This window comes from Paraburkholderia sp. GAS33 (assembly GCF_050436645.1).
Lineage (GTDB): Bacteria > Pseudomonadota > Gammaproteobacteria > Burkholderiales > Burkholderiaceae > Paraburkholderia > Paraburkholderia phenazinium_B.
This window is the reverse complement of sequence record NZ_JBNDMP010000007.1, coordinates 399,483-411,125: the sequence shown is the minus strand read 5'-3', so window position 1 is coordinate 411,125 and position 11,643 is coordinate 399,483. Positions and strand designations below refer to the sequence as shown.

At 62.6% G+C, this 11,643-nt stretch carries 10 protein-coding genes; 6 read left to right on the top strand and 4 right to left on the bottom strand.

Features of this window, described 5'->3' with window-relative positions:
* The 6 genes from P3T24_RS23295 to P3T24_RS23270 form a co-directional block, all read left to right on the top strand.
* Positions 1–446: DUF6396 domain-containing protein (locus P3T24_RS23295; protein ID WP_429438184.1), on the top strand; the 446-nt coding region annotated here is incomplete at its 5' end.
* A 252-nt stretch (positions 447–698) separates the two neighbouring features.
* Positions 699–1,982: a toxic anion resistance protein gene (locus P3T24_RS23290; RefSeq protein ID WP_074264486.1), complete on the top strand. Its 1,284-nt coding sequence runs from the start codon at positions 699–701 to the stop codon at positions 1,980–1,982.
* Between the two features lies 1 nt (position 1,983).
* Positions 1,984–2,406, top strand: coding sequence for a hypothetical protein (locus tag P3T24_RS23285; protein ID WP_429438182.1), 423 nt, complete (start codon positions 1,984–1,986; stop codon positions 2,404–2,406).
* A 30-nt stretch (positions 2,407–2,436) separates the two neighbouring features.
* Complete coding sequence (locus P3T24_RS23280) at positions 2,437–3,321, top strand: heavy metal-binding domain-containing protein (protein WP_429287009.1); 885 nt, start codon at positions 2,437–2,439, stop codon at positions 3,319–3,321.
* 23 nt (positions 3,322–3,344) lie between these two features.
* Complete coding sequence (locus P3T24_RS23275; protein WP_208297107.1) at positions 3,345–4,184, top strand: heavy metal-binding domain-containing protein; 840 nt, start codon at positions 3,345–3,347, stop codon at positions 4,182–4,184.
* A gap of 184 nt (positions 4,185–4,368) precedes the next feature.
* Positions 4,369–4,668 carry a DUF4148 domain-containing protein gene (locus P3T24_RS23270; protein WP_429438180.1) on the top strand — a complete coding sequence of 100 codons (300 nt, stop codon included), beginning with the start codon at positions 4,369–4,371 and terminating at the stop codon, positions 4,666–4,668.
* A 299-nt stretch (positions 4,669–4,967) separates the two neighbouring features.
* Here P3T24_RS23270 and P3T24_RS23265 read toward each other — a convergent pair whose 3' ends face one another.
* The 4 genes from P3T24_RS23265 to P3T24_RS23250 all read right to left on the bottom strand — a co-directional run bounded on the left by P3T24_RS23265 (position 4,968) and on the right by P3T24_RS23250 (position 11,449).
* Positions 4,968–5,240, bottom strand: a complete 273-nt coding sequence (locus P3T24_RS23265) for a DUF4148 domain-containing protein (RefSeq protein WP_429438178.1) — start codon at positions 5,238–5,240, stop codon at positions 4,968–4,970.
* A gap of 217 nt (positions 5,241–5,457) precedes the next feature.
* A complete protein-coding gene (locus P3T24_RS23260) occupies positions 5,458–7,008 on the bottom strand; it encodes an efflux transporter outer membrane subunit (RefSeq protein WP_429438176.1) in 1,551 nt (516 codons plus the stop codon).
* Complete coding sequence (locus P3T24_RS23255) at positions 7,005–8,285, bottom strand: efflux RND transporter periplasmic adaptor subunit (protein ID WP_429438174.1); 1,281 nt, start codon at positions 8,283–8,285, stop codon at positions 7,005–7,007. Before P3T24_RS23255 ends, P3T24_RS23260 begins: the two co-directional genes overlap by 4 nt.
* A complete protein-coding gene (locus tag P3T24_RS23250) occupies positions 8,282–11,449 on the bottom strand; it encodes an efflux RND transporter permease subunit (protein ID WP_074264493.1) in 3,168 nt (1,055 codons plus the stop codon). Before P3T24_RS23250 ends, P3T24_RS23255 begins: the two co-directional genes overlap by 4 nt.
* Between the last annotated feature and the right edge of the window lie 194 nt (positions 11,450–11,643).

The window sequence follows — 11,643 nt, the reverse complement described above, 5'->3', positions numbered from 1 at the left end:
TCCCCGACGTCGACCAGATCGTGCCACTGCCGCCGGCACCGCTACCGCCGTGGGACGGCACGTTCCGGTGGGAGAAGGAACAGGCCGCAGCCGTGCCGCCGCAGAAACCCTCCGATGCGCTGGTTGAAAAGCTGGCCCGCGAGAAGAACCTCGACCCAGCGACAGGGCTTCCCGTGGCACCCGTCAAAAGTGCGAAGGCTGAGCGCGTGCCGTTGGGCACGCTTGTCAGCCGAGGCAATGTCTGTCCGCAGGACGGCGTCTGGTGTGCGGAGGCATTCGATATGTATAGCCTCGAGACTATGCGCCGTTTCAGGAAAGACGAGACGATGCCGCAACCCGCGCTTAACGATCCCCTGTCCACCCCTGCCGTGAACTGGCTCCCAGACATGCGCGTACATCGTACCGATGCGCAATGGATCTGCAAGGCTTACATCCACGATGCGTAGCGCACAGCACGCGTGACGCGTACCAGGGCACGGACAACCACACCTGGCTGTCGCTGGCACCGCGGACGGGGCGCGACGGCCTGCACCCCCGGGCATGACAAGTCCGCGAAGAGCCCACGTCACCGGCGATTTATTGCACGACAGCCTGTTCTCGACAGACCGGTTCAGGTTTATGCTGTTGGGCCATCGGGGACGTTATTTGCCTCTTTATGCGCTTCTTCATTCGCCACCCTAATTACCGTCCGGCTTCCCATGAGCGATCCCAATTCAAAAGATCCGTCCAGACCCACCGAGCAGCCCCTGGATCTGGCGGCCTTCCTGAACGCAGCAGACGAGCCCGCTGAAGCCGGTGCATTGCAGGTCACGCCCGGGCCCGCTACAGCCACTTCCAATCTTCCCGTCGAGGTGCTGACGCCGATGGCGCCCGCAGAGCGGCTGGTCGACCTCTCCTCGCTGGCGCCGGAACAACGTGCGATCGCCCAGACACTGGCCGACGGCATCCGCTTCGACGACACCACGACCACGCTGAGCTTCGTCGACACGGCCTTGCAGCCGCTCGCGCTCGCGTCACGTCGCCTGCTCGCCGATACCACCGTGGGAGAAGCGGGCGAGATCGGTCGCATTGCTGCCGCTGTGATCGACGGCATCAAGATCCTGCGTATCGAGGAGCTTCAGGAAGAGGCGCGTGAAGTTGCGCCCAAAGCCGTCGGCTTCCTCAGCAAGCTGGGGCGCCTGGGCAAGGTGGCGCACAGCGCGGCCAAAACGTTCCAGGAGAACCGCAAGCAGTTTCTCGGTCTGATGGACGCGGAGGAGGCTCGCGCACGGCGCGCCAAGGCTGATCTGATGATCACGATTCAACAGCTCGACGAACAGTCGAAAGCAGTGCGGCAGGGTGTCAGCAGTCTGTCTATCGGCATTGCCGCGATGCAACTGGCATTGGAGCGTGGCGTCAGCGAAGCGGAACAGCTGCGCCAGGTGGCCTTGCGCACCAATACGGCAGGCGACGCCGCCATCGCCATGGACTACCGCAACACGCTGGGCAATTTCCGCGGCAGGATCAGCGATCTTCGCGAAGCGATGATTTCCGCGGCGACGCTGATTCCGTTGATTGCGTCCAACCGCAAGGCGGCCGAGACGCGAGTGAGCAAGCTCACGACCGGCATCATGGTGACGATTCCGCGCCTGATGGCCGTGGCGGCGCAGGCCGTGGTGCAGGCCGACACGCGTCGCGCTGGTGAAGAAAGCGAAAAGCTCGACGAGGCGGCCCGCCGGATCACCGAGCTCGCGGTGCAGGGCGCACATGATGCGGCGGTCGATGCCGCGCACAGCCTGGGCGGCGACCCGCGCAACCTGGAATCGTTGGCGGCAGCGGCAACCCAGTCGATCGAAACGATGAAAGAAGTGCTCGCGATCGAGCAGCAGGTTCTCGCGCAAGATCGCGAGCGCGAGCAAAAGCTGATCGAAGTGCGTAACAAGCTCGTAGAAGGCATGCGCGGGGTGCAGGCCCAGGCGCTCGCCGCGCCGCCGGGAGCGTGACGTGTCCGAATCCAGATCCGACCTTGACGGCGGCCTCGCCGCGGGCTCGTCGCCCTTGAGCTTCGACCTTGCTGCCGCATGGCTGCGCCACGCCGAAGCCGATCGCGCCGGCTTCCTCTCGCGCTTCGCGTTGATTATCTCCGAGGCGTTGCCGAACCATTCGCAGGTTCATCGCGTCCGGCATGGTTTGTTTCGGAAAACTGAGGAAATTGTCGGCGTCTCAGTGGCGTTCGACAACGAGACCTATACCATGCGCCTCAGAGACGGCCGGCACCTCGCGACCGAGATCGAAAAGAAGGTCAAAGGGGTTGTGCTGTCGACCCGCGAAATCGATCCTCACACGTGGATGGCTGGCTTGATGACGCAGGTCCACGAACGCACCGAGAAGGCGCGCGCAATGGCCGAGCTGCTGGCCGCACTCTGATCCACTCGAACAATTACGCAGGAGATGCCGATGGGTTGGCTGACTTCGCTGTTTGGTTCCAGCAATAGCTCCAATACGCCGCGCGGCCCGGCGCCGGATTTCTTCGACGCTGACGGCGTGCCGAACATGGTGCACCAGCGTCTCGCGGATTCGAAAAGCGGCACGCTACCGTGGGTATCCACCCTGACCGCGCCAGAGATGGCCTTGGCACGCAGCCATGGCCTGAGAATGCTCGCGCCGATCGCGGCAACGTGCTGGATGCATTACGGATTTTCGTGGACGGAAGGGCACGCGCAGGGTTGGCGCACTGCCATCAAGCGCCTGCAGGCGGAAGCAGTTGCGCTGGGCGCCAACGCGGTGATCGACGTCAGGATGGTGACCGTCGACCTGTACCTTGAAAACAGCATGGATTACTCGCTGGTCGGCACGGCGGTGCGTATCGAAGGCTTGTCGCCGAGCACCGAGCCCGTCATCTCGACCGTACCGGCGCTGGAATTCATGCAGTTGCTGGAGGCGGGCATCATCCCGGTGGGCCTTGCCGTCGGCGCGCGTTTCGAGTGGAGCAACGGTCCGCTCGACACCGGTGGCGGCTGGTGGGGCAACCAGCCTTTGCTGCAGACCACGGCGTTCTGGGAGCGGATCCGCCGCCACGCTCACGCCGATCTTCGCGCAGACGCGGCTCGCCAGGGTTCGGGCGTGCTTGCGCAACTGCAGTTTAGCCAGCTGATCCGTCTGGAAAGCGAGTCGAGGAATAACCCGCTGCTGGGCCGGCACATTGTGATGGGCACGGTGGTCGATTGCCCGCGCGGCGTTCCCGTACCTCACGAAATCGAATTCGTGCTCGACTTGAGCGACAAGCGCGACAACCTGCGTTCCACTTCCGAGCACCACAACGCCTATAGCGACGGTATCTGAACCTTCTTCTCCTCAGGGAAAACATGCCTGAAAACACGATGCAAGACGTCACCGCCCAGCTTCCCGCGAACGCCAAGGCGCGCCTTCAGGGGCTGCGCAGCGCGGCCCATCCGACCTCGGTGTTCACCTCCGACCTGTCGGTCAACGAGTTCCTGCTGGTTCGCAAGGCCGGCTTCGAGCCGATCGGCCTGTGCGTGGGCAGCAGCATCTATCACGTCGGGATCCAGTACGGCTCGTGGAACAAGAACCAGGAACTGGAAGTGCTGTCCCAGGCGATGTACCACGCTCGCGAGCTGGCGATGTCGCGCATGCGTGAGGAAGCCCGTGGCATGGGCGCAGACGGCATTGTGGGCGTGCGCCTCGAGATCAAGCATGTCGAGTGGGATGCGGACATCCTGGAGTTCGTGGCGATCGGCACAGGCGTTGTCCACAATCACGACACCAAAGGCTTTCGCGCTCACGACGGCGGTCCGTTCACCTCGGACCTGTCAGGTCAGGACTTCTACACGCTTCTGAATTCCGGCTACCGGCCCATCGAGCTCGTCATGGGCAGTTGCGTGTATCACGTCGCGCATCGCGGCATGCTGAAAGCGTTCAACCAGGCCGGCCGCAACGTCGAACTGGAGCAGTTCACCCAGGCTATTTATAGCGCACGCGAACTGGCGATCGAGCGCATGCAGATCGAAGCGCAAACTGCCAAGGCCGAAGGGGTGATTGGCACGATGATCCACGAGAAGTCGTATCGCTGGGAGAGCCATGTGATCGAGTTCTTCGCCATCGGAACGGCTGTGGCGCCGTTAAATGTGGAAATCGATGCAAAGGATATTCCTGCGCCCACGCTTGTGCTGTCAGTGAATGACTGATGGGGAATGTGACGTTTGCATGAAGCAATCTTCATGGTGATGAGTCCGCGTTTACGCGGCACCGGGCTATTCTGAAGACATCGGGCAATCGTGGATGGACGAGTCGAAGCATCTGGATCGTTAAGACTCCTCTATCAATCGGGAAGCCTGAATCTTTTAATAGTCCGTCTTGTCCGGAGGCACCATGAAACTGCATCTTCATGCCATCGCATCCACCATTCTGATGACCGCAAGCGTCGCTGCAATGGCGGCACCCACACTCACGCCCCAGGAATGCAACGATTATCCGTTCGTGCAACCGGCGGGTGATCTCACCCACGCGCAAGTCATGCAGAACCTCAAGGAGCTCGAGGACGTCGGCTATCGGCCCGCCCCGGCCGATCCGTACTATCCGCGCAGAATCGAGCGGGCGGAGAAGAAGCTGCAGGTCGAATACCGTCGCGATTGCATGCACGGTAATTGTAGTGGCAACATCAACGGTTGATGCGTCGCCGGGGCCGCGCTACGCGGCCCTATGCGTCGCCTGCAAGCCGTCTATGAGCCAAAGAACGGCTGGCAGAAGTCAGGTGGTCCCATGCAGTCGCCGGGTCCGTTAGGCGATGGATGCAGCGATGCGCATCCGCACAGCGTCGCGCCAGCCGCGACAAAAACAGCTAGCCGCACGATCTTGATGGTCAAGCTTCGTAGTTTCATGGTTCCGCCAGTTTTACAGAGAGGTGCGCGCGCACCGGCGCACCCGTTGGATGCAGCGCGATGCGTAACCGCGAGAGGACATCAGCGTCGTTAATGGTGTGCGTAGACCGTCTTGTTGAGGTAGGCGAGTTGCCCATCCTGCTCGGCATGCACGAGTTCCTGATAAACCTCGGCGCGCGTCTTGCCGGCGACCGGCTGACCGTACGGCGCCACCCATTGACCGTCTTGCGGCTGTTGCTGAGCGACCGTCATGGCGCTGCTGGAATCGCTAGCGTGAGCGCCGTTTGGCGAGGAGGTCGTTTGCGCAAACGCTGCGCTGGTTAGGAATACGCCGGCTAATGCGGCGAGCGTCATGAGTTTCATCGTTTCATCTCCATGCGTATATGGCTTTAAGCGGCCCGGCGATACAACGTAGGTGTGCTGCGCCTGTTGCTGCGTTTGCTGCTGTATTTGCCGCTGCATTTGCCGCTGCGTTTGCCGGTTAGATACAGAATAAAGCGGGCGATTTATCGCAGCGGGTGCATGAAAATGAAGAGATATTTAAATCACATCGTCTCGGTCTGGCCAGGAAAATCCATGACTATTGCGGCTCGTGCACATCGCCAGGCGCGGTGCTCAGGCTCACTGGATTGAACGGCCGGGTCTGGTCCGCAGTGGGGAGCTCAGCCGTGCTCCAGCCACCCCCCAAAGCGCCCGTGAGCGCCACCGCGGTCTGCAGACGTCGCGTCTGCACCTGCACTTCCGTAATCTGCGCGGTGAGTGCCGCGATCTGCGCCACGGTGACATTCAGGTAGTTGTCCAGACCATCCCGGTACAGGCTCATGGAGATGTTCTGCACCTTGAGGGCGGCCTGCAGGGCGGCCTGCTGTTGGGCCGCCTCGGTGGCGAGCTTGCTGGTCAGCACGAGATTGTCTTCGACCTGCCGGAACGCGGTGAGCACCGTCGACCGGTAGTTGTCGCCGGTCTGGGCAAACCTGGACCAGCTCGCCTGCACCTCAGCCTTGCGCAAACCCCCTTCGAATAGCGGCAGCATGGCGGACGCACCCACTGCCCACAGCGTATTGGGCAGCGAGGCCAGGGCGAAGCCCGTGTCCTCGAAGCCGCCCATCGCGTTGAGGCGAATGTTCGGATAGAAAGCCGCTCGAGAGACGCCGATCGCTGCATTGGCAGCCGCCATGGCGCGCTCGGCCTGAGCGATATCGGGGCGCCGTTGCAGCAGAGCCGAGGGCACGCCGGCCGGCACTTCCGGTAGCGCGATATGAGCGTCGGTGCGCACCGGCAAGCTGAACGTGGTGGGGTTCGCGCCGCTCAACACTGCGATCGCATGTTCGAGAACGGCGCGTTGTGCTTCAACGTCCGTATCCATGGCTTGCGCCGAAGCGAGCTGATTCTGGGCACGTTCGACGTCAAGGCCTGAGGAAATCTTGCCGGCATAGCGCATCTGCGTAATCTTGACCGCGTCGAGATACGAAGCGATGGCCTGCTGATACGCCGCATGCTCGGTATCGAGGCCATGAGCGGCCATGTAATCGCTGGCCAGTTCCATCTCGAGGCTAAGCCGGGCTGAAGCGACTTGCGCCGCCGTGGCCTGGGCGCTTGCCTTCGCCGACTTCGCGCTATTGCGGATCTCGTCCCAGAAGTCGGGCTCCCAGGTGGCTGCGGCGCCGTAGCCGTTCGACTGCTCGTGATTGAGGCCGGTGCCGCTATGAAACAGCGTGTGCGCGGATTCTCCGTTCTGGCTGACGAACGCCTGCGAGGTCAATTGCGGAAACAGGCCCGATTGAGCTTCGCCGACGACGTCCCGCGCCTGGGTATAGGTTTCCTGCGCGGCCAGCAGATCGGGATTAGCCGCATCGAGTTGAGCTTCGAGGCGATCGAGCTCGGGGTCGTTGAACATCTGCCACCATGGGCCGCGGGCGAGCTGATCCTGCGGAGTCGCTTCGACGAACGGTCCCGAGCCGCGGTAGTCGGCCGGCAGGATCATTTTAGGCGGCGTATAGGTGGGTGCGAGATCGCAGCCCGAAAGAACGGTGAGCATTGCCAGGCAGGCAATCGGCCTCACGCGGAAAATCCGATGGCCAAACAGGCGGGTAAATTGGCGGCCAGGTTGCCGGTTGGTACAGCGCATCATTTCCCCGAATCGTTACGTGCGGCTTCAATCTTGGCGCGCTGCGCAGCGCTCAGGTTGGCGGGGACAGGGGCGGCGGCCTGGAACTGCGGAGAGAGCGCGACGCCAGGCGCACCGGTGACGATTCGCACCTTTTCGCCTTCGAGAATCCCGGCTGAGGGATTGACGATCAAGCGGTCGCTGCGCGTCAGACCGGAGACCACCTGCACGGTCTGCCCGAGGTTGAGGCCGAGCTTGACGTCCTGCAGATGAACCTTGTCGTCGGCCCCAACCAGCGCGACCTGCATGCCTTCCGCGCGAAACAGCAAGGCCTGTTCGGGGATGATCAGCACGTTGGGATCGGATGGTATGACGAAATGTACGTCGGCATACGTGCCAGGCCAGATCAGATGATCGGGGTTCTTCACCAGCAACTCGGTTACGACCGTGCGCGTCTGCGGGTTGAAGGCATTCGCGGTGGTGTCGAAGGTGGCCTCGAACCTGCGGCCCGGATACTGCGGCAGCGAGAGCGTGGCGGTCAGGCCAGGCTTGAGGATCGAGGAATAGTCCTGCGGCACCGAGACGAACACGCGCATCTCGTGGATATCGGAGACGCTGAATAGCTCGTCGGCCGCGCCTTGTGAGCTGACGTCGCCGCCGGCTGCATTGACGTAGTTGCCGACGTCCGTGTTGCGCGACGTCACCACACCGTCAAACGGGGCAACGATTGCCTTGAAGCCTTCGAGCACCTTGAAACGCGCGACCTGGTGCTCTGCTGCGCGTGCCTGGGCCTTCTGTGCGGCGGCATTCGCCACCTGCACATCCACTTCCTGCTGCGAGACGGCCTCCGTTCCCTGCAGGGCGGTCCAGCGTTTGGCCGTCACCGCCGCGAGGTTGTAGTTGGTGCGGGCGACATCGAGATTCGCCTGGGCGCTTTCGTATTGTTCATCGACAGCGGGCGCGTCGATGGTGGCGAGCAGATCGCCCGCCTTGACCACCGCACCGTAGTCCTTGTACCACTTCGACACATAGCCGGACACCTGCGCATAGATCGGCGCCGAGTACCAGGCGTGGATGTTGCCGGGCAGCGTCATGGTGCGCGAGGCGGGTCCGGGCATCGGCGACATTACCTGCACGGGCGGGACCGAATCTTCGTTGGCGACGTCGCGCAGATCGGCGAGGTTGTCGTGCCGCTGGACGATGCCGAGCGCCACGAGGGCGAGCGCGACCAGCAGGCCCACGCCGGTCAGCAGCCGCACTTTCGGACGGCCGGGGAGGGAGAGATCTCGAAGGGTGTTCATGCGTGCAGTTCCCTGTCTGTCTGGGTCTTCCGGTCGCGATGCAGCAGCGCGAACACGCAAGGTACGAATAGCAAGGTGGCGAAGGTGGCGACCAGCAGGCCGCCGATCACGGCGCGTCCAAGCGGGGCGTTCTGGGTATTGCTGAAGGACATCGGCAGCATGCCGATAATCATGGCGAGCGCCGTCATCAGTACCGGACGGATACGGGCAAAGCCGGCTTCGATGGCGGCCGCGACAGGGTCGCCGTGGACTGCGAAATGTTCGCGGGCGAACGACACCACCAGAATCGAATTGGCCGTCGCTGTGCCCATGCACATGATGGCGCCGGTGAGCGCCGGCACCGACAGCGTGGTGTGCGTCAGGAACAGGCTCCAGACGATTCCCGCGAGCGCAGCGGGCAACGCGGTGATGATGATGAACGGGTCGAGCCAGGACTGGAAGTTGACGACGATGACGAGATACACGAGCAGGATCGACAGCGCGAGTCCTTCCAGCAACTGCGAATAGGCGCTGCTCATGGTTTGGGCCTGGCCACGCAAGTGGACTGACGCGCCGTGCGGCACCTGGTCGGCCATATCGGCGACCACTTTCTCGACCGCATCGTGAACCGCACCGAGGTCGCGCCGCTGGTTGCTCACGAAGATGTCGATGGCGGGCAGGATGCTGAAGTGCGAGGCGAGCAACGGCGTGCCGGTCTGGCTGATGGTACTGAGTGCGCCGAGCAGTTGCACGCCGTGGTCGTTAGGATCGCCATCGCCTTTGTCGATTGGTATGGTCTCCAGATCGTTCATCGAGCTCAGCTGATCCTGTGGCGTCTGCAGGTTGACGAGGTGCGAGACGCCGCTCGAGGTGTCGAGCCAATACGTCGGCGCCGTCTGACCGCTACCCGACAAGGTGGCGAGCGTGTTGTTGGCGATATCTGCTTCCGTCAGCCCGATCCCCGAAGCGAATGAGCGCGATGCCGCGATCTTCAGCGTGGGTTCGTCGAACGCCTGCTGGATGTTGACGTCCGCGCTGCCAGGAATGCGCCGGATGCGCGCGGCCAGTTCCTGCGCGTAGGCGAAGTTCGCAGCTTGCCCGCGGCCGGCAACCTGTACGTCGATCGGCGCGGGCAAGCCGAAGTTGAGAATCTTCGCGGTGATGTCGCCGGGCAGGAATGTGAAAGCGGTACCCGGATACAGCAGCGGCAACTGACGCCGCAGCTTGAACCGGTAATCGTCGACGGGCGAGCGGTCGTTCTTCAGGCTGATCGTGATGTCGCAATCCTGCGGACCGATGGTCCCCGTCGAGTTGTAGGCCTCGTTGATGCCGCTGGCGGGCAGGCCGCAATTGTCGAGGACGTTGGTGACTTCGCCGGGCAGGATCTGGCGGATCGAGGCATTCACGAGTACCGCAAGCCGCGACGCTTCCTCGAGACGGGTGCCGACCGGCGCACGCATATGCATGTCGATCTCGCCCGACTTGATGCTCGGAAAGAAATCGCGGCCGAGAAAGCCGAGCAGGCCGAGCGAAGCGAACGAGCCCGCCACGAAGATCGAGATGAAGCGGCCGCGGTGCGCCACGATGCCGGTCAGCAACACCTTGTACTGGTTGCGAAAGCGGGTGAAGCGGTGCTCGAAGCCTCTTTGAAAGCGCGTGAACGGTCCCGGGTTGGGGGCATGTCCGTGCTTGTGCGCTTCCACCTGGCCGCGCAGCAGATAGGCTGCCATGGTCGGCACGAGCGTACGCGAGAGGATGAACGAGGCGATCATCGCGAAGATGATGGCTTCAGCAAGCGGCAGGAACAGATAACCGGCCACGCCGCTCAACTGGAACAACGGCAGCCAGACGATGCAGATACACAGTGTCGCGACGAACGTGGGCACGACGATCTGGTTAGCCGCGTCGATGATGCCGGGTTCAAGCTCCGCGCCGGCCTCCAGATGCGAGTCGATGTTCTCGATCATGACGGTCGCGTCGTCCACGAGAATCCCCACGGCTAGCGCCAGACCACCGAGCGTCATCACGTTGATGGTCTGACCGAGCCACGAGAGCACCAGCACCGAGCACAAAATGGCGAGCGGGATCGAGGTGGCGACAATCAGCGTCGAGCGCCAGCTGCCGAGAAACAGCAGCACCGTCAGGCCGGTCAGGATGGCAGCGGTGATCATCTCCTGCACCACCTCATCCACCGAGTCGCGCACAAATCCCGAGGCATCGTTGAGCGTGGTGATTTTCACGCCGGGCGGCAGCGTGCGGATAATGCCTGGCAGTGCTTTCTTGATGCCGTCGACCACTGCGAGCGTCGAGGCATCGCCGCTCTTCAGGATCTGGATCAGTACCGCCTGCTTGCCTTTCACCAGCACGGCGTTGATCTGCGGTGGCGAGCCGCGGTGCACATAGGCCACGTCGCGCAGATAAACGGTGGCGCCGTCGACGGTCTTGATCGGCAGGTTGTTGAAGGTGGAAACGGCGATTGGACTTGCGTTGGTTTCGACCATGAAGTCGAGTGCGCCGATCTTCTGATCACCGGCGGGCAGCACGACGTTTTGCGAGCTGAGCGCGTGCGCCACGTCGACTGCCGACAGGCCGTGCGCGAGCAGCCTGGTCTGATCGAGATCGATTTCGACGTTCAGCGAGGCGCCGCCATACGGCGTTGGAATCGCAGCACCGGGCACCGCGACCAGTTGCGGGCGGATCAGATTGGATGCCATGTCGTAGACCTGCGCCGCAGTCATGCCGGCCGCCGACACCTGCAGGTCCAGCACCGGCACCGAGGAGGCGTTATACGAAAGGATCTGCGGTGGCGTGATGCCGGCGGGCATCTGCTTGAGTACGGTCTGCGAGGCCGCGGTGATCTGCGCCTGCGCTGCGGCGACGTTGGTGCCCGGTTGCAGAAACACCTTGACGATGCCGCGCCCGTAGAGCGACTGGCTCTCGATATGCTCGATGTTCTCGACGGTCGAGGTGAGCGAGCGCTCGTAGTAGTAGATCACGCGGCCGGACATGTCCTGTGGCGTCAGACCGTTGTACGTCCAGACCACAGCCACCACCGGAATACGGATGTTCGGGAAAATATCGGTCGGGGTCCTGAGCACCGCCATACCGCCGAACAGCACGATCAGGATGCTCATCACTACAAAAGTCAAAGGTCTGCGTAACGCGACAAGGACAATGGCGTTCATTGGGTGCCGTTCAAAATGCAAGGGAGTCGAGTCGTGGGCAGCCCGTGGGCGACGCTGGGGCCTTGAACGCATGATGGGTGAGGCGACGTAACGCGGCATCGCCAGACCGATTAAGCATTTTTTATGGTTTTGACATCGGGAGACGGAGTGGAGCAGGCCGCGAATGCAATCCTATGCTGTTAGTTGTCGTACAA